A 21,987-nucleotide genomic window follows, 5' to 3' on the forward strand; every position below is an offset into this window, starting at 1 on the left:
GGGCAAAGAAAAAGGGCATCTCATTCGAGATGCCCTTTTCTATATGGTGGGTCGTGTAGGATTCGAACCTACGACCAATTGGTTAAAAGCCAACTGCTCTACCAACTGAGCTAACGACCCGGAAATGGTCGGGGTGAGGGGATTCGAACTCCTGACATCCTGCTCCCAAAGCAGGCGCGCTACCGGACTGCGCTACACCCCGAGGTCTTGCAAAAAAAAGGGCACCTCACTCGAGATGCCCCTTTTTACATGGTGGGTCGTGTAGGATTCGAACCTACGACCAATTGGTTAAAAGCCAACTGCTCTACCAACTGAGCTAACGACCCGGAAAATGGTCGGGGTGAGGGGATTCGAACTCCTGACATCCTGCTCCCAAAGCAGGCGCGCTACCGGACTGCGCTACACCCCGAGATTGGCTCCGCGACCTGGACTCGAACCAGGGACCCAATGATTAACAGTCATTTGCTCTACCGACTGAGCTATCGCGGAACTGAACTTCGGCACATCTTTACTACTTCGAAGTTTGTGTTAGCTTCGTACTCTTTGGCTTACCGCTTTCGCGTTCTAGCTGCTGAGGCCGGCTATTCTACATTCTTCGTTTTGCTTGTCAACCACTTTTTTTCATTCAACTTACTGATTTGTAAGTTGTTTTGCGGCCACCGATGTTGCTGGTGATTCGCTTAGTGCCTGACAACGCGGCGTATATTAGGGTCACTCGTTTTTTGATGCAAGCAAAAATTTCAAAATTTTCAGCGGGTTACCCATAATTGTTGCAGAGCCTCGATTTTGCTGGCGCGCACACGAAAAAAAGCCCCGCAAATGCGGGGCTCGTGTGCAGCGGCGGTCAGGCAAAGACGATTTCGTCGCCCTGCACTTTGGCGGTGATCGCCGTGCCAGGGATGAACTTGCCAGCCAGGATCAGCTGCGCCAATGGGTTCTCGATCCAGCGCTGGATCGCCCGCTTCAGCGGACGAGCGCCATAGACCGGGTCGTAACCCACCGCAATCAGCTTGTCCAACGCCTCTGGGCTCAAAGTCAGCGACAATTCGCGCTCCAGCAGACGGCTGCGCAGGCGGCCAAGCTGGATTTCGGTGATGCCTGCGATCTGCTCGCGGCCCAGTGGCTCGAACACCACCACTTCGTCGATACGGTTGATGAACTCCGGACGGAAGTGCGCGCCCACAGCATCCATCACCGCAGCACGTTGCGCCTCCCGGTCACCCACCAATTCCTGGATCTGCGCAGAGCCCAGGTTGGAGGTCATCACGATCACCGTGTTCCGGAAGTCCACCGTACGGCCATGGCTGTCGGTCAGACGGCCATCTTCGAGCACCTGCAGCAATACGTTGAACACGTCCGGGTGAGCCTTCTCCACTTCGTCCAGCAATACCACCGAATAGGGTTTGCGACGCACAGCTTCGGTCAGGTAACCGCCCTCTTCATAACCCACATAGCCTGGCGGGGCACCGATCAGGCGAGCCACGGAGTGTTTCTCCATGAACTCGGACATGTCGATACGCACCATGGCCTCCTCGGTGTCGAACAGGAACTCGGCCAGCGCCTTGCACAGCTCGGTCTTGCCCACGCCGGTCGGGCCGAGGAACAGGAACGAACCACTGGGGCGGTTCGGATCGGACAACCCGGCACGCGAGCGGCGCACGGCATTGGCAACGGCGGTTACCGCTTCGCCCTGGCCGATCACCCGCTGGTGCAACAGCTCTTCCATCTTCAGCAGCTTCTCGCGCTCACCCTCGAGCATCTTGGCCACGGGAATACCGGTCCATTTCGATACCACTTCGGCGATTTCTTCCTCGGTGACCTTGTTGCGCAGCAGTTGGTTGTCGGTCTTGCCGTGCTGGTCGACCATCTGCAGGCTGCGCTCGAGGTCCGGGATCACCCCATACTGCAGCTCGGCCATGCGGCTCAGGTCACCCTTGCGACGGGCGCTTTCCAGTTCTTGGCGTGCCTGTTCGATCTTCTGCTGGATCTGCGCCGAGCCCTGCACTTCGGCCTTCTCCGAAGCCCAGATCTCTTCCAGGTCAGAGTACTCGCGCTCCAACCGCTCGATTTCCTCGGTGAGCTTCTCCAGACGCTTCTTGGCCGCCTCGTCCTGCTCTTTTTTCAGTGCCTGGGATTCAACCTTGAGCTGAATCAGGCGACGGTCGAGGCGGTCGAGCACTTCCGGCTTGGAGTCGATTTCCATCCGAATGCGGCTGGCCGCTTCGTCGATCAGGTCAATGGCCTTGTCGGGCAATTGGCGGTCAGTGATGTAACGATGGCTGAGCTTGGCCGCAGCGATGATCGCCCCGTCAGTGATGGCTACCTTGTGGTGCACTTCATAGCGCTCTTTCAAGCCGCGCAGAATCGCGATGGTGTCTTCCTCGCTCGGCTCTTCCACCAGCACCTTCTGGAAACGGCGCTCCAGCGCCGCGTCTTTCTCGATGAACTGGCGGTATTCGTTGAGCGTGGTGGCGCCAACACAGTGCAATTCACCACGGGCCAGGGCGGGCTTGAGCATATTGCCAGCGTCCATTGCACCTTCGCCTTTACCGGCGCCAACCATGGTGTGCAGTTCGTCGATGAACAGGATGATCTGGCCTTCCTGCTTGGACAGCTCGTTCAGCAGGCCTTTCAGGCGCTCTTCGAACTCGCCCCGATATTTGGCACCAGCAATCAGTGCGCCCATATCCAGCGCAAGCAAACGCTTGCCTTTGAGGCCGTCTGGCACTTCACCGTTGATGATGCGCTGGGCCAGGCCCTCGGCAATGGCGGTCTTACCCACGCCAGGCTCACCGATCAGCACGGGGTTGTTCTTGGTACGGCGTTGCAGCACCTGCACCGTGCGGCGGATTTCATCGTCGCGGCCGATCACCGGGTCAAGCTTGCCCTCTTCGGCGCGCTTGGTCAGGTCGACAGTGTACTTGTCCAGCGCCTGACGCGACTCCTCGGCATTGGCGTCGTTCACCGCCGCGCCGCCACGCAGGTTGTTGATGGCGTTTTCCAGGGCCTTCTTGCTTACGCCTTGGCTGAGCAGCAGCTTGCCGAGCTTGCTGTTCTCGTCCATGGCGGCCAGCAACACCAATTCGCTGGAAATGAACTGGTCGCCCTTCTGCTGGGCCAGGCGGTCAGCCTGGTTGAGCAGGCGCGCCAAGTCCTGGGACATGTTCACGTCGCCGGTTGGGTTCTGGATTTTCGGCAACTGATCAAGTTCTTTGACCAAGGCCTGGCGCAGGCTGTTGATGTCGAAACCAACCTGCATCAGCAGCGGTTTGATCGAACCACCCTGCTGCTCGAGCAGTGCCTGCAAAAGGTGCACGGGCTCGATGGCGGGGTGATCCATGCCAACGGCCAGGGATTGGGCATCGGATATTGCAAGCTGAAGCTTGCTGGTCAAACGGTCTATTCGCATGGGGTTACCTTCCTTTAAAGGGCAGGTAGGAGCGATGGACAGCGCCTGTTCGTGAAGAAACCTGCCTGAGATGACCTTATAGATAAGGTTGATTCTGGAAGTTTCAAGCGTAGCGGGGTTGACCGAGGTCAGCTTTTTTGATTAGCGCCCGGTGAGCCAGACCAACGAGGCAAAGCGCCCGCCTTGAGGGGTGCGTCGATAGGAGAAGAAGCGGGCATCGTTGACCGTGCAGTAGCCCCCACCATAAACGGCACACACACACCGTGCCGCCAAGCGAATTCGCGCCAGCTCGTAGATGTCGGCCATCAGTTTGCCCGGCCGCTGCCCCTCGACAAACGCCCTGGCAGCTTCAGGGTGCACAGCGGTAAAGGCATCGCGCACCTCCAGGCCAACTTCGAAGGCTTTGGGGCCGATGGCCGGCCCAAGCCAGACCAGCACCTCTTCAGGCGCTAGTGCCAGGCGCTCGAGGGTCGCCTCGAGCACGCCGCCGGCTAGCCCGCGCCAGCCGGCATGGGCGGCGGCCACGCGTGTACCGGCACGGTCGCAGAACAGCACCGGCAGGCAATCGGCAGTCATCACGGCGCAGGCGATGCCCGGTTGGTCGGTCCAGCTGGCATCGGCTTGGCTAACGACGGCCGGGTCGGCATCGACCACTACCAGGCCATGCACCTGCTTGAGCCAGGCGGGCTGGATGTCGAAGGTATGGCTCAGGCGCTGACGGTTCGCGGCGACCGCGGCAGGGTCGTCGCCTACGTGGTCGCCAAGGTTGAAAGTTTCATAGGGCGGCAGGCTGACACCGCCCGCGCGGGTGGTGACACAGGCGCGCACCGAGGCCGGGGCAGGCCAATCGGGAAATAGCAGCGACTGCGTCAGGCCGGTCATCCAACGAAACTCTCGCGGTCGTGGTTCAACAGCGAAAGCAGCCAGACGAAGTCATCCGGCAAAGGCGATTCCCATTTCATGATTTCGCCAGTGATCGGGTGAGCCAATGCCAGGAAGCGGGCATGCAGCGCTTGGCGCGGGAAAGTTTTCACTGCTTCGACCATGGTTGGGCTGGCCGCTGGCGGGATGCGGAAGCGCCCGCCGTAGGTCTGATCGCCCACCAACGGGAAGCCGACATGGGCCATGTGCACGCGGATCTGGTGCGTACGGCCGGTTTCCAGCTTCACACGCACGTGGGTATGCGAGCGGAAGCGCTTGAGCACGCGGTAGTGGCTGACGGCAGGCTTGCCGCCGTCGGTCACCGCCATACGCTGACGCATGCCGCCGTGGCGGCCGATCGGGGCATCGATCTTGCCCCCAGCGGTGACCACGCCAATGACGATGCATTCGTAGATACGGCTGACCTTGCGCGCCTGCATCTGCTCGACCAGCTTGGTCTGGGCTTGCAGAGTCTTGGCCACAACCATCAGCCCGGTGGTGTCTTTGTCCAGGCGATGGACGATACCGGCGCGCGGCACGTTGACGATATCGGGCACGTGGTGCAACAAGGCATTGAGCAGCGTACCGCTGGCATGCCCGGCAGCCGGGTGCACAACCAGCCCGGCAGGCTTGTTGATCACCATGATGTGCTCGTCCTCGTAGACGATATCCAGTTCGATATCTTCTGCAACCCACTCGCCTTGGGCCTCTTGCTCGGCCTCAAGCACGAGTTGCGAGCCACCATGGACGAGGTCGCGAGGGCGCACGACTGCACCATCGACCGTCAGGCGGCCTTCTTTGATCCACGAAGTAAGCCGCGAACGCGAATACTCGGCGAACAATTGGGCGGCGACCTGGTCGAGGCGTTGACCGCCCAAATCGGACGGTACCTCTGCGCTAAGTTGAATGATCTCGGACATGCTCGATTCGGCGGGCGCACAGCCTTTGGTTTCGGCTGCGAGCTTGTGGTTAAATACGGCTTCTTTTGTCCCGGGGTTGGCCGGGGCGCTCATCATAACAGGACGGCACCGCCCAAGACAGCGGCCGTCAAAGGGACGCAAGCCGCCATGCAAGTGAAACACCTGCTGCTGATCGCCATCCTCGGGCTCACCGCGGCCTGTTCCTCCAATAAGGAAGTCATTGACGAGAACCTCAGTGAGGCCGAGCTGTATCAACAGGCTCAGGCTGATCTGGACAACTCCAGCTACACCAGCGCCGTGAACAAGCTCAAGGCCCTGGAGTCGCGTTACCCATTCGGCCGTTACGCCGACCAGGCGCAGCTCGAGCTGATCTACGCCAACTACAAGAACTCCGAGCCCGAAGCTGCCAAGTCGGCCGCCGAGCGCTTCATTCGTCTGCACCCTCAGCACCCGAACGTGGACTACGCCTACTACCTCAAGGGCCTGACCTCGTTCGACCAGGACCGTGGCCTGCTGGCGCGCTTCCTGCCGCTGGACATGACCAAGCGTGACCCTGGCGCCGCCCGCGACTCGTACAACGAGTTCGCCCAGCTGACCAGCCGCTTCCCCAACAGCCGCTACGCCCCCGATGCCAAGCAGCGCATGATCTACCTGCGCAACCTGCTGGCGGCCTACGAAATCCACGTGGCCGACTATTACCTGGGCCGCCAGGCTTATGTGGCAGCTGCCAACCGTGGCCGCTACGTGGTCGAGAACTTCCAGGAAACCCCATCGGTCGGCGACGGCCTGGCCGTAATGGTCGAGGCGTATCAGAAGATGCACCTGGACGAGCTGGCTGCAACCAGCCTGGAAACCTTAAAGCTCAACTACCCAGACCACCCAAGCCTGGTAGATGGCCAATTCCAGCCCCAGCAGACCGAGTCTGACGGCCGCAGTTGGTTGTCCAAGGCCACCCTGGGCCTGATCGAAACCGATACACCGCTGCCGCCGGGCGAAACCCGTGCCAACCAGGATGTGGTCAAGCAGTTCCAGGATGCGCGCGACGAGATGCCGCGAGAGCTGCTGCCTGAAGACGAAAACGGCGACCCGATCGTGCCAGCAGGCCCGAAAGAGGCCGAGAAAGACCGCTCGTGGTTCAGCTACATGACCTTTGGTCTGTTCGACTGACACAAGCATCATGAGAAAGGGAGGCCCAGGCCTCCCTTTTTTCATGGCTGCGCCCTAGACTGTCGGCTTCTATCACTAACAAGCTGGACATCATGGTTCGCCTACTTTTCTGGATCGCCCTGATCGCCGCCGCGTTCTGGCTGTGGCGCAAATTCAAAGTCAGCCAGCAATCACACGCCGAGCCCAAGCTCGATGCGCCGCTGCAGATGGTGCGCTGTGCGCACTGCGGCGTTCACCTGCCCAACGACCGTGCGCTACAGCAAGGCGCCCAGTGGTATTGCAGCCAGGCTCACCTGCAACAGGGGCCTGGGCCATCTCGGTAAGCCGGGCACGTGTGGGGCCCTATTGACACTCAGGGACGCACGCACCGGGCCGGCTTTCAGGCTAGTCGCCCCTCTGGCGCATAAGGTGCCGGGTCGATGATCGGTTCGCCCCCCGTCAGCAAATCGGTGAATAACTGGCATGACGCCGGCGCCAGCACCAAGCCGTTACGGTAATGCCCGCAGTTCAGCCATAGCCCTTGGTGCCCTGGCACCGGCCCGATGTAGGGAACGCCCTCTGGCGAGCCTGGGCGCAATCCCGCCCAGTGCGCCACGACCGTGGCATCCTTGAGTGCAGGCAGCAGCTCGATGGCCGATGCCTTGAGGCTGGCAAGCGCCGCTTCAGTTGGCGTCTTGTCGTAACCGGCATGCTCCAGGGTACTGCCCACCAGAACGTGCCCGTCCCGACGTGGAATGGCGTAGCGCCCCTTAGCCAATACCATGCTCGGTAGGAAGTCTTCGGCACATTTGAACAGGATCATCTGGCCCTTCACCGGCTCCACTGGCAACTCCAGCCCAACCGTGCGCAGTAGATCGCCGCTCCAGGCGCCGGCGCTGAGCACCACATCATCTGCAGCCAGCACGCCTTCGGCGGTTCGCACCCCCGTCACCCGCCCGTCTTCATGAACGAATCCACTGACCTGGCAATGCTCGCGCAAGGACACGTTAGGCAACGCCAGCAGCCCGGCCTTGAGCGACTTCACCAGCCGAGGGTTGCGCACGTTGGCCACACCGGCCATGAAGACCGCATGCTTGAAGCCAGGGCCCAATACCGGTACAGCGTCGTAGGCGGCTGAAATATCCACGGCACTGAGTGGCCGCTGTTCACGCGCGGCCCAGGCCAGGGCCTGGGCTTCATCGTCCAGATCGAGCCAGTACAGCCCCGTGGTATGAACTTGTGGATCGATGCCCGTGGTGGCGAACAGGCGCTCGCCCAACTGCGGGTAAAAATCCTGCGACCAGTGCGCCAGCGCGGTAACCGCCGGGCTGTACCGCCATGGATAAAGGGGCGAAACGATGCCGCCACCGGCCCATGAAGACTCACGGCCTACTTCGCCCTGGTCACACACCACCACCTGGGCAACCTTCGCCGCCAGATTGTATGCGGTCAGCAGGCCGATCACGCCGCCACCGACCACCACTACTTGCTTGCTCATCTGTCGATCCAACACCTGAAGTAAATCCGCGATGCCTGGGCACCTCCAACCGTCAGCTTCCCCAGCAGCGCTCACTGCCGCCAACAGCGCCCGGATTACTCCGCACACCTGCCTGGTCGAGCTGATAGTCGCCACAGCGATCCTCGGCCATCAGGCCACTTGGTAGCCTGCGAGCGATCAGCGTGAAGGTGTCGCTGTCACGCAGGGCCTGCAAACGGTAATGGCGGTTGCCAGCGGGCAGTTGTGGATCGCCTTCGGCGTACTGGCCGGTGCGCACGCGGTGGTGCTCCAGGCGCAGGGCAGCATCATGCAGCAGGCCAACCACTTCGCTTCGTGCGGCTCGCCTGAGCTGTTCGCTGTAACTGGGGTAGGCAATGGCTGCCAGAATGCCGGTCACGGCCACGACAATCAACAACTCGATCAGGGTCATCCCTTGCTGCATGTCAGTCTTGCCTCAGTCTCTGCCGCCAAAGGATACGTTTCGGGGCCTGTGGTTGAGCGGTTGGTATGGCATAAACGGCTTCCAGCACCTGCCTGGCTGATGGCTGCCGGCTCACGGCTGTCACTCGGTACAACGTGACCGATTCACCTTCGGGCATGTGTACTGCGCGGTCGGTTTGGCCAAGGTTCTGCAAATGGAAATAGCCAAGCTCGTGGCTTTGCCAGCGGCCGCGCAGGTCATGCGGGCCTGCCGGTGGCAGGCAGTCGTTGCACGGCGCTGGCGGTGAGCGCTGCAGTGCTTGCAGGCCTGCCAGCAGTACGGCGTCGGCATCCTTCAGGGCCTGCAGGCTCTCGCGCATGGCACTGCTTAACCGGGTCTCGATCAGCGCTTGACGCAAGGCCGAGGTGGCCAGTAAGGCCAGCAACAGGTTGAATACCAATGCCAGTAAAAGCACCATCCCGCGTTCACGGTTCATGAGTCGGCACCCAAATTGCGTAGCGCTATGCTGATTTCGTGACGCTGTTCCAGTTGCAGCGTTGGCTCGAACAACGTCAGGGCTATGTCGATGCGCCCGGCACCTGGCGTTTTTTCATGAGTGACCTGCATCTGGCGTACGTGCTCGATCAGCGGCTGGGTACTGCGACCCCACACGAAATACAGCGTCGAGTCCCTTAACTCGTAGCGGTGACGGCTAAGCCGCAAGGCCATATGCTCCCCGAAATGCGCCGGGGGCAGGTCGGAAACCACGGCCTCTTTTCGGCAGTCAGTGAACAGCGTCCAGTCAGGCTTGCCGGTGTAGGCAGAGGTTTCGGCCACCACCAGTTCCAGGCTCGACGGCCCAATCAGCAGCGGCTGGGCCAGTGCCTGCCGAGCCGATGGGTCCTTGATGTCGTCGGGCCTGAGCTGCAGGCATCCGAACATGCCGGCCATCCGGACATCCTGGGCCATGCGCAGCAACGCCAGCCGCGCATCGTCCTGAAGCCGCAGCGCAGCCCCCTGCAGCCGCCAAGCTTGATGACTGGCCACCAACAGCTGGCTGGCAGCCGTCAGCACCATCAGCCCCATGGCCAAGGCAAGCATCGCCTCCAGCAACCCGAAGCCTGCCTGGGTTCGCCTCACGGCTGGCCCCGCTCGTGTTGGCTGTACCGCGCGAAAGCTTCGCCACCCTCACGGCGCGCGCTGTCGGTCATTTGCAAAGCCTTCAACTCAATGGCGGCCGAGGCCACTATGCCAACGGCCACCACCACGACAGCCAGTAGCACTTCCAAGAGCGTCGTGCCCCGTTGCTTGTTGCGCATCCCTGCACCTCCCGCGACTTTTCCTGCAATGGCATTGAATCTCGTCGACTGGACCGTTGGGCCAGTGACCGTGAAGCTACAGCGAAGCACTTCCAGGGAGGAATGCACGGTGAGGCAACGTGGTGTAACACTGATTCAAATGATGTTGGCAGTGGCCATGGTCGCCTCGCTCACACAGCTCGGTATGCCTGCCTACGCGAGGTTGAGCGAAAATCTGCATGGAGCAGCGGCGGCTCGGGAACTGGCCCAGGCGCTGCGAAGTGCGCGCGGCCACGCCATGCTGCAAGGCCGGGAAGTGTTGGTACGGCCCATCGAGAATGACTGGGGCAAAGGTTGGCGGGTGCTGCTCGCACACAACCAGCAACTGCTGCGCGAACATCGGCTGGCACGGCCGATGAAAATAGCGGAAAACGCAGGTGGGCAAGTGACATTCAATGCCCAGGGAATGCCAGAGGGGCGCTTCGGGGCGACGCTGAGCGTGTGCGAACGTACTTCAACGCGCCGCTCACACACTGTAGTGATATCTCGTGCTGGCAAAATCGACCTGCGCACAGGTGAGACGACAGGCTCACCGTGCGCAGGCACCTGACTTAGATCAGCGAGCGAACTCGCAGCTCTTTGGGCATGGAGAAGGTGATGTTCTCCGGCCGCCCATCAAGCTCTTCGGCGCCCGTCGCGCCCCAGGCCTTGAGCTGGTCGATCACGCCACGCACCAGCACTTCAGGGGCCGAAGCGCCGGCAGTGATGCCGATGCGCGCTGCCTGGTCGAACCAGTTGCGCTGCAGGTCTTCGGCACCGTCGATCAGGTAGGCCGGGGTGCCCATGCGCTCAGCCAGCTCGCGCAGGCGGTTGGAGTTCGAGCTGTTAGGGCTTCCGACCACCAGTACTACATCGCATTCGCCGGCCAGTTGCTTGACCGCATCCTGGCGGTTTTGCGTGGCGTAGCAGATGTCGTCCTTGCGCGGGCCGCCAATGTTGGGGAAGCGTGCGCGCAGGGCATCGATGACACGGCTGGTGTCGTCCATCGACAGCGTGGTCTGGGTCACGAAAGCCAGGTGATCTGGGTCGTTGACCTGCAACTGGGCAACATCGTCTTCATCTTCGACGAGGTAGATGGCGCCCCCATTGCTCGGGTCATACTGCCCCATGGTGCCTTCGACCTCCGGGTGCCCTTCGTGGCCGATAAGGATGCACTCACGGCCGTCACGGCTGTACTTGGCCACTTCGATATGCACCTTGGTGACCAGTGGGCAGGTCGCGTCGAATACCTTCAGGCCACGGCCGGCAGCTTCCTGGCGCACAGCTTGGGAAACACCGTGAGCACTGAAGATGACGATGACATCATCCGGCACCTGGTCCAGCTCTTCGACGAAGATGGCGCCGCGATTGCGCAGGTCTTCCACCACGAACTTGTTGTGCACCACTTCGTGACGCACATAGATCGGCGGGCCGAAGACTTCCAGCGCACGGTTGACGATCTCGATCGCCCGGTCGACCCCCGCGCAGAAGCCGCGCGGGTTGGCGAGTTTGATTTGCATGATCGGCTCCAGGCCTACAGGGCCTTGACCTCGAGGATCTCCACCTCGAAGGTCAGGGTCTTGCCAGCCAGTGGGTGATTGAAATCGATGGTCACCTGGTCGTCGTCGAAGGCTTTGACCACACCCGGTAGCTCGGTGTTGGCGGCATCGTTGAAGATGATCAGCAGCCCTTCGGACAGCTCCATGTTTTCGAAGTTGGAGCGTGGCATGACCTGCACGTTCTGTGGGTTGGGCTGACCGAAAGCGTTCTCCGGCGCCACCGCAACGGTGCGCTTGTCACCTGCCTTGAAACCGAACAACGCATTTTCGAAGCCTGGCAGCAGATTGCCGTCGCCGACCTTGAACGTAGCCGGGGCCTTGTCGAAGGTGCTGTCGACGGTATCGCCGTTTTCCAGGTGCAGCGCGAAGTGCAGAGTGACTTCGGTGTTCTGGCCGATACGGGTGTCAGTCATGGACTGGTTCCTCGGACTTCTTGCTCTTGAACATATCCAGCGCCAGCATCACCGCACCAACGGTGATGGCGCTGTCGGCCAGGTTGAAGGCCGGGAAGTAATGACGGTTTTGCCAATGCACCAGGATGAAGTCGACCACATGGCCAAGCACGATGCGGTCGTAAAGGTTGCCCAGCGCACCGCCGAGCACCAGCGCCAGCGCCACCGCCAGCCAGGTTTCACCGCGCCCTAGGCGCTTAAGCCAGACCACCAGCACCGCACTGACCACCACCGCAATCAGGGCGAACAGCCAGCGCTGCCAACCGGCGCCATCAGCCAGGAAACTGAAGGCAGCACCGGTGTTGTAGGCCAGTGTCCAGCTGAAGTAGTCAGGGATGACGACGATCTGCTGGTACATGGTCAGGGCGTTGTCGAAATACAGCTTGGTGGCCTGGTCGAGGACCAGCACCAGCAAGCTCAGCCACAGCCATGCAAGGCGCCCGAAACGCCCCGCTGCAGGGTTAGGCATAGTGGCGCACCTCGCCTTGGCCGGTCAGGTTGTCCACGCAACGGCCACAGATTTCCGGGTGCTCCGGGTGGCTGCCGACGTCGGCGCGGAAGTGCCAGCAACGGCCGCACTTGGCGTGGCCAGACTTGACCACCTGCAGCTTCAGGCCTTCCACTTCGGTAGCCACGGCCTCGGCCGGCGCCTGGGCGAACGGCACCACGCTGGCGGCGGAGGTAATCAGTACGAAGCGAAGCTCGTCGCCCAGCTTGTTCAGGTCGGCCATCAGGCTTTGCTCAGCGAACAAGGTGACTTCGGCCTGCAGGTTGCCACCGATGACCTTAGCGGTACGCTGGTTTTCCAGCTCCTTGTTGACCGCAGCCTTCACGGCCATGACGCGGTTCCAGTAGGCGCGGTCCAGCTCGGTGCCTTCTGGGAGCTCGGCCAGGCCCTGATACCAGCCGTTGAGCATCACCGACTCGTTGCGCTCACCCGGCAGGTACTGCCAGATTTCGTCGGCAGTGAACGCCAGGATCGGTGCGATCCAGCGCACCAGTGCCTCGCTGATGTGGTACAGCGCGGTTTGGCAGGAACGGCGCGCGACACTGTTGGCGCCAGTGGTGTACTGGCGGTCCTTGATGATGTCGAGGTAGAAGCCGCCCAACTCCTGCACGCAGAAGTTGTGGATCTTCGAGTAGACGTTCCAGAAGCGGTATTCGCCGTAGTGCTCTTCCAGCTCGCGCTGCAGCAGCAGGGTACGGTCCACGGCCCAGCGGTCCAGGGCGATCATCTCCTGCGGGGCCAGCAGGTCGGTTGCCGGGTTGAAACCACTCAGGTTGGAAAGCAGGAAGCGCGCGGTGTTGCGGATACGGCGGTAGGCATCGGCGCTGCGCTGCAGGATCTGCTCCGACACGGCCATCTCGCCGGAGTAATCGGTCGCGGCCACCCACAGGCGCAGGATATCCGCACCCAAGGTATTGTTGACCTTTTCTGGCTCGATGGTGTTGCCCAGCGACTTGGACATCTTGCGGCCGCTTTCGTCCACGGTGAAGCCGTGGGTCAGCAGCTCGCGGTACGGCGCGTGGCCGTCGATCGCGCAACCGGTCAGCAACGACGAGTGGAACCAGCCGCGGTGCTGGTCGGAGCCTTCCAGGTACAGGTCGGCACGTGGCCCGGTGGCGTGGCCGATGTCGTGGGAGCCACGCAGCACGTGCCAGTGGGTGGTGCCGGAGTCGAACCAGACGTCCAGGGTGTCGGAGATCTTGTCGTACTGCGCAGCTTCGTCACCCAGCAATTGAGCGGCGTCCAGTTTGAACCAGGCTTCGATGCCCTCTTGCTCGACGCGCTTGGCCACGGCCTCCATCAGCTCGACGGTGCGCGGGTGCAGCTCGCCGGTCTGCTTGTGCAGGAAGAATGGGATCGGCACGCCCCAGTTGCGTTGACGCGAGATGCACCAGTCTGGGCGGTTGGCGATCATCGAATGCAAGCGCGCCTGGCCCCAGGCCGGGACGAATTTGGTGTCTTCGATGGCCTTGAGTGCACGTTCGCGAAGCGGCTCGCCAGTGCTCGGCTGCTTGTCCATGCCGACGAACCACTGCGCGGTGGCGCGGTAGATCAGCGGCGTCTTGTGGCGCCAGCAGTGCATGTAGCTGTGGCTGATGGTTTCGGTATGCATCAGCGCGCCGACTTCGCTGAGCTTGTCGACGATCGCCGGGTTGGCCTTCCAGATGAACTGGCCGCCAAAGAATGGCAGCGATTCGACGTATACACCGTTGCTCTGCACTGGGGTCAGGATATCGTCGTTGACCATGCCATAGCGCTTGCAGGTAACGAAGTCGTCTTCACCGTAGGCCGGGGCCGAGTGCACCACGCCAGTGCCTGCGCCCAGTTCTACGTACTCGGCCAGGTACACAGGCGACAGGCGGTCGTAGAACGGGTGGCGGAAATCGACCAGTTCCAGGGCCGAGCCTGGCGCGGTGGCGATCACCGAACCTTCCAGGTTGTAGCGCTTGAGGCAAGACTCTACCAGCTCTTCGGCCAGCACCAGCAGACGCTCGCCGGTATCAACCAAGGCGTACTTGAAGTCTGGGTGGATGTTCAGCGCCTGGTTGGCCGGGATGGTCCACGGGGTGGTGGTCCAAATCACGATAGCAGCCGGTTTGGCCAGCGACGCCAGGCCGAAGGCGGCAGCCAGCTTGGCCTCATCGGCAGCCGGGAAGGCCACGTCGATGGTCTGGGATTTCTTGTCGGCGTATTCGACCTCGGCCTCGGCCAGGGCCGAACCGCAATCGAAGCACCAGTTCACAGGCTTGAGGCCTTTGAACACGAAGCCTTGCTTGACCATTTCGGCCAGAGCGCGGATTTCACCGGCCTCGTTGGCGAAGTTCATGGTCTTGTACGGGTTGTCCCAGTCACCCAGCACACCTAGGCGGATGAACTCGGTCTTCTGCCCTTCGATCTGCTCGGCGGCATACTCACGGCACAGCTCACGGGTGCGGTCTGCGGTCAGGTGCTTGCCGTGGGTGACTTCGACCTTGTGCTCGATCGGCAGGCCGTGGCAGTCCCACCCAGGGACGTAGGGCGCGTCGAAGCCGGACAGCGTCTTGGAACGGACGATCATGTCCTTGAGGATCTTGTTCAGCGCATGACCGATGTGAATCTTGCCGTTGGCATAGGGCGGGCCGTCGTGCAGGACGAATTTCGGACGATCCTTGCCAATTTCGCGCAGCTTCTGGTACAGGCCAATGCTGTCCCAGCGCTGCAGGATCTGCGGTTCGCGCTGAGGCAGGCCGGCCTTCATGGGGAAGGCGGTGTCCGGAAGGTTTAGCGTGGCTTTGTAGTCGGTCATTTCAGGCTCTTCGTTAGCGGTTGAGCGTGCCAATGTGCACGTGCGGCGGCGATATCCGCATCGATCGCCGACTTCAGCGCCTCCAGGGAGGCGAATCGCTGCTCTTCACGCAGCTTGTGGTGGAATTCCACCGTCAGGCGCCGGCCATACAGATCGCCGGCATAATCCAGTAGATGAATCTCGAGGTGCGGGCGGCCGTCACCGGCCACCGTCGGGCGCACGCCAATGTTGCCCACACCCGGCCAGGCCTTGCCATCGATCTCGATGCTGGCCAGGTAAACTCCGGACAGCGGCACGCGGCGGCGCTTGAGCTGGATGTTGGCGGTCGGTGTGCCGAGCTGGCGGGCCAGCTTCTGGCCATGCATTACGCGGCCAGTGATACGGTACGGGCGGCCCAGCAGGTGCTGGGCCAGCTCGAAGTTGCCCTCGGCCAGCGCCTTGCGCACTTCAGTGCTGCTGACCCGCAAGCCGTCCTGAATCACCGTGTCGGCGGCTTCGACGGTAAAGCCGTATTGCTTGCCGGCTGCGACCAGGAAGGCAAAATCGCCAGCGCGGTCGCAACCGAAGCGAAAATCGTCACCTACCTCAAGGTGGCGTACCCCCAGGCCATCGACCAGGATCGCCTTGACGAACGCCTGCGCGCTGAGCTGGCTCAGGCGCTGGTTGAATGCAAGGCACAGCACCCGGTCGACGCCCTCGCCAGCCAGCAGCTCGACCTTGTCGCGCAGGCGGGCCAGCCGGGCCGGCGCGGTATCGGGGGCGAAGTATTCGCGCGGCTGCGGCTCGAAGATCACCACGCAGGTCGGCAGGCCCAGTTCCTGGCCACGCTCGCGCAGGCGCGCCAGGATAGCCTGGTGGCCACGGTGTACCCCGTCGAAGTTGCCAATGGTGGCGACACAGCCCCGGTGCTCGGGGCGCAGGTTGTGAAGACCTCGAACCAGCTGCATAACGCGCTTCTTGCTCATAAAGTGGCCGATTATAACCACACCCGGGCGCCGGTGACAGGCAGCAGCGCCCAGGGGTGACATGGAATACGAAAAACCGACGCCTGACCCGCTTTTACCTCAATGCAGGGCCTTGCGGGCGAAATGCCGGGGCCGGAAACCACACACATACAGGCAACCGAAATAGGTCACCACTCCCGCCGCGATCAATGCACCCAGGCGCAGGAACCGTTCCAGCATGTTGCCTTGCTCCCAGGCTGGCAGGTAGTGCATGCCCAACAGCAGCACCGCTGCCATCAGTGTAACGGCCAGCACCAGCTTGAGCAGGTAGATGGCCCAGCCAGGTTGCGGCTGAAATAGCTGCTGGCTGCGCAGCTTCCAGAACAGCAGACCTGCGTTCAGACAGGCGCCCAGGCTGATGGCCAGGGCAAGGCCGGCGTGCTGCAGTGGGCCGATCAATGCCAGGTTGAACAGTTGCGTGCAGACCAGGGTGAAGATCGCAATTTTCACCGGGGTACGGATATTCTGCTGCGCATAAAAGCCAGGTGCCAGCACCTTGACCAGAATGATCGCCAGTAGGCCGACCGAGTAGGCGATGAGCGCACGCTGGGTCATCGCGGCGTCGAAAGCGCTGAACTTGCCGTACTGAAACAGTGCCACGGTCAGCGGCTCGGCGAGGATCGCCAGGGCCAGGGTACACGGCAGCACCAGCAGAAAACACAGGCGCAGCCCCCAATCCATGATTCGCGAGTACTCCTCCCGGTCCTTGTTGGCATAGGTTTTGGCCAGTGTCGGCAGCAAGATGGTGCCAAGGGCAACGCCTAGTACGCCGGATGGCAGCTCCATAAGGCGGTCAGCGTAATACATCCATGACACTGAGCCGGCCACTAGAAAGGAGGCGAAGATGGTGTTGATGATCAGCGATATCTGGCTCACCGACACCCCAAGGATCGCCGGCAGCATCTGCTTGAGCACACGCCATACCCCGGCATCGCGCAGGTTCAGCCGTGGTAGGACCAACATGCCGATCTTCTTCAGCGCGGGCAGTTGATACAGCAACTGCGCAAGGCCACCGGCCAGCACCCCCCAGGCCAAGGCCATGATCGGAGGGTTGAAGTAGGGGGTAAGCAGCAGGGCGAAGATGATCATCGCCACGTTGAGCAGGGTTGGGGTGAACGCAGGGACGCTGAACCGGTTCCAGGTGTTGAGGATTGCCCCGGCCAGGGACGACAGCGAAATCAGCAATATATAAGGGAAGGTTACCCGAAGCAGGTCGGTAGTCAGTGTGTATTTTTCGGCGCTGTCGACAAAGCCTGGGGCTGTGGCCCAGACCACCCAGGGCGCTGCGACGATGCCGATGGCCGTGACCAAGGCCAGCACAAGGGTCAGCAGGCCGCTGACGTAGGCAATGAAAGTGCGCGTCGCTTCCTCGCCTTGCTGGGTCTTGTATTCGGCCAGGATCGGCACGAATGCCTGGGAAAACGCCCCTTCGGCGAAGATCCGCCGTAGCAGGTTGGGCAGCTTGAAGGCGATGAAGAAGGCGTCGGTGGCGATACCGGCACCGAAGACGCGGGCCAGAATGGTGTCGCGCACAAAGCCCAGCACCCGCGAAACCATGGTGATGGAGCTGACTGCAGCCAGGGATTTGAGCAGATTCATCGAAAAGATTCACGCCAGGGACAGAGGGCGCTGCCAGACAGCGTCCGAATGTGCGATACTCCCGCGCCTTCGCAGGGGAGCCAAAAATTCCCGAGTTTACAGGTAGCACGGCAGAAAGGAACATTTCCTGCCCGTTACTGCACCACTCGGCGGAACCCTGCAAGTGGCCTTGACATCCGGTCGACTCATCGGCATGATTCGCGGCCTATTTTGTTTGCTATTTACCTAAAGTCTTTCGAGGAGCTCGACGGTGGCCAACACACCTTCCGCCAAGAAACGTGCAAAACAGGCTGAGAAGCGTCGCAGCCACAACGCCAGCCTGCGTTCCATGGTCCGCACCTACATCAAGAATGTAGTCAAAGCCATCGACGCAAAAGACGCCGAAAAAGCGCAAGCCGCTTACGTTCTGGCTGTACCTGTAATCGACCGTATGGCCGATAAAGGCATCATCCACAAGAACAAAGCTGCTCGCCACAAAGGCCGTCTGAATGGCCACATCAAGGCACTGAAAGAAGCTGCAGCTGCCTAAGCGACGTTCTTGTCGAAAAAACCGGCCCTAGGGCCGGTTTTTTTATGCCTGGGATTCAAGCATGCATCGAGATGGCGCGATCCCCGGTGGGGCTTTAGCCGCGAAACATGCAACGCAGTATAGGGGACCGGCTTTGCCGGTGTTCGCGGGTGAGCCCGCCCCCACGAGGGCTGCGCATACTGCTAGGTAAGCACACCCCAGTGGGAGCCAACTGTCATTGGCCTACCGACCAGCGATGGTTTTGCTCATCACTTGCCGATCGAGATCTTCGGCGCCCACTGCAGCCAGGCATCTTCAGGCTTGTCGAACAAGGCGAAGGTCTGTTGCGGCCGAGCTGGGTTGCCCATCTGATCGCCCTCCGGTGTAGCGAAGGCAATCCCGCCGTCGATCAGTGTTTCAAGCGACTCGGTGCGCACCGTCGCGCCCTTGAACAGCCCCCAGTCAAAGCCGAAACCACTGCTGTTCCAGAACCGGCTGCCACCGCGCACCAGGGCGGCGTAGCGCGGCTCGATCAGGATATGGATCAACACGCGATCTGCGGTCTGGCCCAACTCGAACCCCGTGACTTTACCCACCGCCACCTCGCGATAGGTAACCGGCACACCCGGCTTGATCGAACCACGTCGCGGCGCACTGAGCGTCAGCGGCAGGCCCACTGGCGCGCCAGACACTTCAGGGGCTTGGGCCAGCGCAATGAAGTCACGCTGCGGCCCCCTGTCTTTGACCGCCGGCTGCACCTCAAGGTACTGGCCGCCAATCAGGGTATCGAGGTTCTCGGTACGCACCAGCCCCAACGCCGGCTTCACCACCCAGAACTGCGTACCTTCGCGCGCAATGCGCTCAGCCGCCTCGGTGATCCGCGCTCGCAGTACTACCGCCTGCAAGTCCTTGGTCAAATCCACGCTTTCCACACTACCCACATCAAGGCCACGAAAGCGAATGGGCGTACCCGCCTTGAGGCCATCAGCGCGATCCACTCTGATGGTTACCAAGGTCCCGGTACGGTTCACGGCTTCTTGGCTCTCCAACAAGCGGAAGCGCGGTATACGGCGCTTGAGCGCCACATTGGGGGTTGGCGTATCGAAAGCGATCCCGCCGGCCATCAGGGTCTGCAACGATTCACTCTTGATCTTGATACCGGACAGCCCGCCGGTCAGGGTAATGCCGCTGACATTCCAGAACCGCGAAGAGCCGTTGACCAGGTTTTCGTATTCTTTCTCGATATGCACACCAATCAGAATGCGCTTGCTGTTGCGGGCAAATTGGTAGCTCTGCACGCTACCTACCTTGACCTGGCGATACATCACCGGGCTGCCGACTTCCAACGAACCCAGGGTATCGGCGAACAGCACCAAATGCAGGCCAGGGGCCTTGAGGTCCAGCGGTGGGGCTTTGGGGCGGGCCTCGAACTCGCGCTGCGGCTTGGCGCCCTTCTCACCAGGGCGGATTGCGATGTAATTACCTTTGACCAGCGCTTCGAGGCCAGTGATGCCCGCCAGGGAAATCGACGGCTTGACCACCCAGAACTGGGTACCTTCGACCAGGTAATCTTCGGTCAATGGGTCCAGTGTCAGCTCGGCAGTGGCACTGGCCAGGTTGTCCTCCATTTTCAGGGTCTTCAACGAACCGACCTGGATACCCTTGTACATCACTGGCGTGCGTCCAGCCTGCAGGCCCTCGTAATCACTGAGTTTGACCTTGACGCGAATACCGGCCTGGGCCGCATCGAAGTCTTCATACAAGCGAAACGGCAAGCTTGGATCGGTGGGTGGGCTGTCTTTACGGTATTCCGGCGTGGCAAAAGCAATGCCACCTGCCACGATGCTCGACAGTGACTCGCTGCGCACCTTCACCCCAGAGAGATCCGCATCGATACTAATGCCGCTGGCATTCCAGAATCGCGTGTGCTTTCGCACCAGGTTTGCGTAGGCGGGCTCGATGAATATCTTCACCTCGACCGTGCTTTGGTCGTCAGACAGACGATAGCTTTTTACCTTACCAACTTGGATCTGTTTGTAGAATATCGGGCTGTCTCGGTTGAGCGACCCCAGCCGCTCAGCCTTGAGCGTCAGGTGCAAGCCTGGCTCACTGTCCGATAGCGGTGGTGCAACTTTCAGTGCCGTAAACCGCCGGGTCGGCTCACCGTCACCAGGGCTGACGGCGATGTAGTTGCCCGACACCAGCGTCTCGAGGCCTGAGATACCGGCCAGGCTGACACTGGGCTTGACCAACCAGAACCGCGTGCCCTTGTTCAAATGCAGTTCGGCGGCCTTGTTCATTTCGATGGTGGCAATCACTCCCTGCTTCTCGCCTTGGGCATCGAGCACAAGTTTGGTCACCTTGCCGACCGGCATACCTTTGAAGATCACCTCGGTCTTGTTGGCGACAATCCCCTCGCCGGTTTCGAAACGAACTTGAATCTCCACGCCCGATTCTCGATAGGCCTGCCAGGCCAGCCAGCCCCCGATCAGCAGTGCGATCAATGGCAGGATCCAGATGGCAGACCAGTTGGAGGCAGGACGGGTTTTGGCCATTGGCATGTCACTCATGGTCGTCATCCGACTCCGTGTTATCCCAGATCAGCCGGGGATCGAAAGTTAAAGCAGCGAGCATCGTGAGGATCACCACAGTGGCGAAGGCGACAGCGCCCAAATTGGCTTCGACACTGGCGATGCGGCCGAAATTCACCACTGCCACCAGAATGGCAATGACGAAAATGTCCAGCATGGACCAGCGCCCTATGAATTCGATGAAACGGTACATCAGGATCCGTTGCCGCGCCGACAGCGGCTGGCGCCGCTGAACTGAGTACAGTAAAAGCGCGATCCCTATCAGCTTGAAGGTCGGGACCAGAATGCTGGCGATGAACACCACTGCGGCGATAGGCAACATGCCATGCTTGAGCAAAGTAATGACGCCAGACATGATGGTGTCGCCGCTACCCTGCCCGAAGGTGCTGACCGTCATGATCGGCAACAGGTTAGCGGGGATATAAAGAATCGAAGCAGTGATCAGCAGCGCCCAAGTGCGGATGATGCTATTGGGGCGCCGCGGGTGCACGATCGCCCCACACCGCGTGCAGGCTTGTGAATCGCCTTCGACTTCCTGGCGATTCAGTTCGTGACATTCATTACAGACCACTATGCCTGCATCAATCGCCCGCATGCAGATCCTCCCCCGACAAAGCGCTCCAGATCTGGTGTGGCGACATCACCACTTCAAGCCAGACCTGAACCAGCAATAGACTGATGAAACAGAACAGGCCCAGACCAACGGTCAACTCCGCCAAGTCCACAAGCTTGACGATGGCCACCAGCACCCCCATGAAATACACCTCGAGCATGCCCCAGTCGCGCAGGTGGTGATAAATGCGGTAGCACAGCAGTCCATAACTGCGCCCGATATCCAGGCGAATGCTCAGCAGTACAGCCAGCTGACAGAGCAGCTTAAGCAAAGGTACGGCCATGCTGCACAGGAATACCACCACCGCCACGCCCCGCATCTGCGAGTTGTAAAGGCCGAGCACGCCACTCCATACAGTGTCGTCCGAGGTCTGGCCAAGCAGGTGCAGCTGCATGATGGGCAGGAAGTTGGCGGGTATGAACAGCAGCAACGCCGTCAGCACCAGGGCCAGGCTGCGGTTGACCACATTGCGGCGATGGGCATAGAGCTCGTAGCCACAGCGCGGGCATTGGGCTTTTTCGTCATGCTGTAGCACTGGCTTGCGCATGAGCAGGTCGCACTCATGGCAGGCAATCAGCTCGGCCAGTGGCAGCTGCTGCAGAGGTTGAGTCTTGTCGGGGTCGGGCATCTGGGGATTCTGAATGGGTACGTCGGTACTATTCTAGTGTTCCCAGCTGCAAAAGTGGGAGACGGCTCACCCCTGTCGTGAAAGCAGA

The 21,987-nt window shown here is 61.1% G+C and carries 21 protein-coding genes and 5 tRNA genes; 4 read left to right on the forward strand and 22 right to left on the reverse strand.

Going from position 1 to position 21,987, the window contains the following annotated elements; all coding sequences use genetic code 11:
- Positions 1–44: 44 nt before the first annotated feature.
- From ACK59H_RS19920 to rluD, 8 genes are all read right to left on the reverse strand, one after another.
- A tRNA-Lys gene (locus ACK59H_RS19920) sits at positions 45–120 on the reverse strand.
- Between the two features lie 5 nt (positions 121–125).
- A tRNA-Pro gene (locus ACK59H_RS19925) sits at positions 126–202 on the reverse strand.
- A gap of 48 nt (positions 203–250) precedes the next feature.
- A tRNA-Lys gene (locus ACK59H_RS19930) sits at positions 251–326 on the reverse strand.
- A 6-nt stretch (positions 327–332) separates the two neighbouring features.
- Positions 333–409: transfer RNA gene (locus ACK59H_RS19935), tRNA-Pro, on the reverse strand.
- A gap of 4 nt (positions 410–413) precedes the next feature.
- Positions 414–489, reverse strand: a tRNA-Asn gene (locus ACK59H_RS19940).
- Between the two features lie 355 nt (positions 490–844).
- Positions 845–3,409 carry an ATP-dependent chaperone ClpB gene (gene clpB, locus ACK59H_RS19945; protein ID WP_186478212.1) on the reverse strand — a complete coding sequence of 855 codons (2,565 nt, stop codon included), beginning with the start codon at positions 3,407–3,409 and terminating at the stop codon, positions 845–847.
- A 141-nt stretch (positions 3,410–3,550) separates the two neighbouring features.
- Positions 3,551–4,291, reverse strand: coding sequence for a peptidoglycan editing factor PgeF (gene pgeF, locus ACK59H_RS19950; RefSeq protein ID WP_060480203.1), 741 nt, complete (start codon positions 4,289–4,291; stop codon positions 3,551–3,553).
- Positions 4,288–5,250, reverse strand: coding sequence for a 23S rRNA pseudouridine(1911/1915/1917) synthase RluD (gene rluD, locus ACK59H_RS19955; protein WP_060480205.1), 963 nt, complete (start codon positions 5,248–5,250; stop codon positions 4,288–4,290). Before rluD ends, pgeF begins: the two co-directional genes overlap by 4 nt.
- A gap of 147 nt (positions 5,251–5,397) precedes the next feature.
- On the opposite strand from rluD, the gene ACK59H_RS19960 reads away from it, so the two are divergent.
- Positions 5,398–6,417: an outer membrane protein assembly factor BamD gene (locus ACK59H_RS19960; RefSeq protein WP_060480202.1), complete on the forward strand. Its 1,020-nt coding sequence runs from the start codon at positions 5,398–5,400 to the stop codon at positions 6,415–6,417.
- 92 nt (positions 6,418–6,509) lie between these two features.
- Positions 6,510–6,740: a PP0621 family protein gene (locus ACK59H_RS19965; RefSeq protein WP_060480201.1), complete on the forward strand. Its 231-nt coding sequence runs from the start codon at positions 6,510–6,512 to the stop codon at positions 6,738–6,740.
- A 56-nt stretch (positions 6,741–6,796) separates the two neighbouring features.
- On the opposite strand, the gene thiO is transcribed toward ACK59H_RS19965, so the two are convergent.
- The 5 genes from thiO to ACK59H_RS19990 are packed head-to-tail and all read right to left on the reverse strand — an operon-like array spanning position 6,797 to position 9,634.
- Entirely contained in the window at positions 6,797–7,894 is a 1,098-nt protein-coding gene (gene thiO, locus ACK59H_RS19970) for a glycine oxidase ThiO (RefSeq protein ID WP_060480200.1), read from the reverse strand.
- A 52-nt stretch (positions 7,895–7,946) separates the two neighbouring features.
- Positions 7,947–8,336: a type IV pilin protein gene (locus tag ACK59H_RS19975; RefSeq protein WP_060480199.1), complete on the reverse strand. Its 390-nt coding sequence runs from the start codon at positions 8,334–8,336 to the stop codon at positions 7,947–7,949.
- A 1-nt stretch (position 8,337) separates the two neighbouring features.
- The gene (locus tag ACK59H_RS19980; RefSeq protein ID WP_060480198.1) at positions 8,338–8,811 is read right to left on the reverse strand and encodes a hypothetical protein; all 474 of its coding nucleotides are present in this window, start codon (positions 8,809–8,811) and stop codon (positions 8,338–8,340) included.
- Positions 8,808–9,455 carry a hypothetical protein gene (locus tag ACK59H_RS19985; RefSeq protein ID WP_060480197.1) on the reverse strand — a complete coding sequence of 216 codons (648 nt, stop codon included), beginning with the start codon at positions 9,453–9,455 and terminating at the stop codon, positions 8,808–8,810. Before ACK59H_RS19985 ends, ACK59H_RS19980 begins: the two co-directional genes overlap by 4 nt.
- Positions 9,452–9,634 (reverse strand): prepilin-type N-terminal cleavage/methylation domain-containing protein, encoded by a 183-nt coding sequence (locus ACK59H_RS19990; protein WP_060480196.1) that lies wholly within the window; start codon positions 9,632–9,634, stop codon positions 9,452–9,454. The genes ACK59H_RS19985 and ACK59H_RS19990 overlap by 4 nt, the downstream gene beginning before the upstream one ends.
- A 109-nt stretch (positions 9,635–9,743) precedes the next feature.
- On the opposite strand from ACK59H_RS19990, the gene ACK59H_RS19995 reads away from it, so the two are divergent.
- Positions 9,744–10,223, forward strand: coding sequence for a GspH/FimT family protein (locus ACK59H_RS19995; protein ID WP_060480195.1), 480 nt, complete (start codon positions 9,744–9,746; stop codon positions 10,221–10,223).
- Position 10,224: 1 nt separating this feature from the next.
- Here the strand turns inward: ACK59H_RS19995 and ispH are convergent, their stop codons facing one another.
- The 6 genes from ispH to murJ form a co-directional block, all read right to left on the reverse strand.
- Positions 10,225–11,172 (reverse strand): 4-hydroxy-3-methylbut-2-enyl diphosphate reductase, encoded by a 948-nt coding sequence (gene ispH, locus ACK59H_RS20000; protein ID WP_060480194.1) that lies wholly within the window; start codon positions 11,170–11,172, stop codon positions 10,225–10,227.
- 14 nt (positions 11,173–11,186) lie between these two features.
- Entirely contained in the window at positions 11,187–11,624 is a 438-nt protein-coding gene (gene fkpB, locus ACK59H_RS20005) for an FKBP-type peptidyl-prolyl cis-trans isomerase (protein ID WP_060480193.1), read from the reverse strand.
- Positions 11,617–12,132: a signal peptidase II gene (lspA, locus tag ACK59H_RS20010; RefSeq protein WP_060480192.1), complete on the reverse strand. Its 516-nt coding sequence runs from the start codon at positions 12,130–12,132 to the stop codon at positions 11,617–11,619. Before lspA ends, fkpB begins: the two co-directional genes overlap by 8 nt.
- Positions 12,125–14,956 carry an isoleucine--tRNA ligase gene (gene ileS / locus ACK59H_RS20015; protein WP_060480191.1) on the reverse strand — a complete coding sequence of 944 codons (2,832 nt, stop codon included), beginning with the start codon at positions 14,954–14,956 and terminating at the stop codon, positions 12,125–12,127. The genes lspA and ileS overlap by 8 nt, the downstream gene beginning before the upstream one ends.
- The gene (gene ribF / locus ACK59H_RS20020) at positions 14,953–15,903 is read right to left on the reverse strand and encodes a bifunctional riboflavin kinase/FAD synthetase (RefSeq protein WP_060480190.1); all 951 of its coding nucleotides are present in this window, start codon (positions 15,901–15,903) and stop codon (positions 14,953–14,955) included. The genes ileS and ribF overlap by 4 nt, the downstream gene beginning before the upstream one ends.
- Positions 15,904–16,020: 117 nt before the next feature.
- A complete protein-coding gene (gene murJ / locus ACK59H_RS20025) occupies positions 16,021–17,559 on the reverse strand; it encodes a murein biosynthesis integral membrane protein MurJ (protein WP_060480189.1) in 1,539 nt (512 codons plus the stop codon).
- Between the two features lie 250 nt (positions 17,560–17,809).
- Here murJ and rpsT point away from each other — a divergent pair, with 250 nt between their 5' ends.
- The gene (gene rpsT / locus ACK59H_RS20030) at positions 17,810–18,088 is read left to right on the forward strand and encodes a 30S ribosomal protein S20 (RefSeq protein ID WP_003247625.1); all 279 of its coding nucleotides are present in this window, start codon (positions 17,810–17,812) and stop codon (positions 18,086–18,088) included.
- Between the two features lie 248 nt (positions 18,089–18,336).
- On the opposite strand, the gene ACK59H_RS20035 is transcribed toward rpsT, so the two are convergent.
- The 3 genes from ACK59H_RS20035 to ACK59H_RS20045 are packed head-to-tail and all read right to left on the reverse strand — an operon-like array spanning position 18,337 to position 21,899.
- Positions 18,337–20,637: a PqiB family protein gene (locus ACK59H_RS20035; protein WP_060480188.1), complete on the reverse strand. Its 2,301-nt coding sequence runs from the start codon at positions 20,635–20,637 to the stop codon at positions 18,337–18,339.
- Entirely contained in the window at positions 20,630–21,253 is a 624-nt protein-coding gene (locus ACK59H_RS20040) for a paraquat-inducible protein A (RefSeq protein ID WP_060480187.1), read from the reverse strand. The genes ACK59H_RS20035 and ACK59H_RS20040 overlap by 8 nt, the downstream gene beginning before the upstream one ends.
- Positions 21,240–21,899, reverse strand: coding sequence for a paraquat-inducible protein A (locus ACK59H_RS20045; protein WP_060480186.1), 660 nt, complete (start codon positions 21,897–21,899; stop codon positions 21,240–21,242). The genes ACK59H_RS20040 and ACK59H_RS20045 overlap by 14 nt, the downstream gene beginning before the upstream one ends.
- Between the last annotated feature and the right edge of the window lie 88 nt (positions 21,900–21,987).

This window comes from Pseudomonas sp. KCJK9000, assembly GCF_046230725.1.
In the GTDB taxonomy this organism is placed as follows: domain Bacteria; phylum Pseudomonadota; class Gammaproteobacteria; order Pseudomonadales; family Pseudomonadaceae; genus Aquipseudomonas; species Aquipseudomonas promysalinigenes.

Excerpts from the sequence above, each read along its gene's own strand:
- ACK59H_RS19990 (WP_060480196.1), bottom strand. The coding sequence starts at position 9,634 with ATGCGCAACAAGCAACGGGGCACGACGCTCTTGGAAGTGCTACTGGCT.
- ACK59H_RS19965 (WP_060480201.1), top strand. The coding sequence starts at position 6,510 with ATGGTTCGCCTACTTTTCTGGATCGCCCTGATCGCCGCCGCGTTCTGG.
- ribF (WP_060480190.1), bottom strand. The coding sequence starts at position 15,903 with ATGCAGCTGGTTCGAGGTCTTCACAACCTGCGCCCCGAGCACCGGGGC.
- fkpB (WP_060480193.1), bottom strand. The coding sequence starts at position 11,624 with ATGACTGACACCCGTATCGGCCAGAACACCGAAGTCACTCTGCACTTC.
- ACK59H_RS19975 (WP_060480199.1), bottom strand. The coding sequence starts at position 8,336 with ATGCAGCAAGGGATGACCCTGATCGAGTTGTTGATTGTCGTGGCCGTG.
- ACK59H_RS19960 (WP_060480202.1), top strand. The coding sequence starts at position 5,398 with ATGCAAGTGAAACACCTGCTGCTGATCGCCATCCTCGGGCTCACCGCG.
- pgeF (WP_060480203.1), bottom strand. The coding sequence starts at position 4,291 with ATGACCGGCCTGACGCAGTCGCTGCTATTTCCCGATTGGCCTGCCCCG.
- lspA (WP_060480192.1), bottom strand. The coding sequence starts at position 12,132 with ATGCCTAACCCTGCAGCGGGGCGTTTCGGGCGCCTTGCATGGCTGTGG.
- ileS (WP_060480191.1), bottom strand. The coding sequence starts at position 14,956 with ATGACCGACTACAAAGCCACGCTAAACCTTCCGGACACCGCCTTCCCC.
- ACK59H_RS20045 (WP_060480186.1), bottom strand. The coding sequence starts at position 21,899 with ATGCCCGACCCCGACAAGACTCAACCTCTGCAGCAGCTGCCACTGGCC.
- ispH (WP_060480194.1), bottom strand. The coding sequence starts at position 11,172 with ATGCAAATCAAACTCGCCAACCCGCGCGGCTTCTGCGCGGGGGTCGAC.
- ACK59H_RS20035 (WP_060480188.1), bottom strand. The coding sequence starts at position 20,637 with ATGAGTGACATGCCAATGGCCAAAACCCGTCCTGCCTCCAACTGGTCT.
- ACK59H_RS20040 (WP_060480187.1), bottom strand. The coding sequence starts at position 21,253 with ATGCGGGCGATTGATGCAGGCATAGTGGTCTGTAATGAATGTCACGAA.
- rluD (WP_060480205.1), bottom strand. The coding sequence starts at position 5,250 with ATGTCCGAGATCATTCAACTTAGCGCAGAGGTACCGTCCGATTTGGGC.
- murJ (WP_060480189.1), bottom strand. The coding sequence starts at position 17,559 with ATGAATCTGCTCAAATCCCTGGCTGCAGTCAGCTCCATCACCATGGTT.
- ACK59H_RS19980 (WP_060480198.1), bottom strand. The coding sequence starts at position 8,811 with ATGAACCGTGAACGCGGGATGGTGCTTTTACTGGCATTGGTATTCAAC.
- clpB (WP_186478212.1), bottom strand. The coding sequence starts at position 3,409 with ATGCGAATAGACCGTTTGACCAGCAAGCTTCAGCTTGCAATATCCGAT.
- thiO (WP_060480200.1), bottom strand. The coding sequence starts at position 7,894 with ATGAGCAAGCAAGTAGTGGTGGTCGGTGGCGGCGTGATCGGCCTGCTG.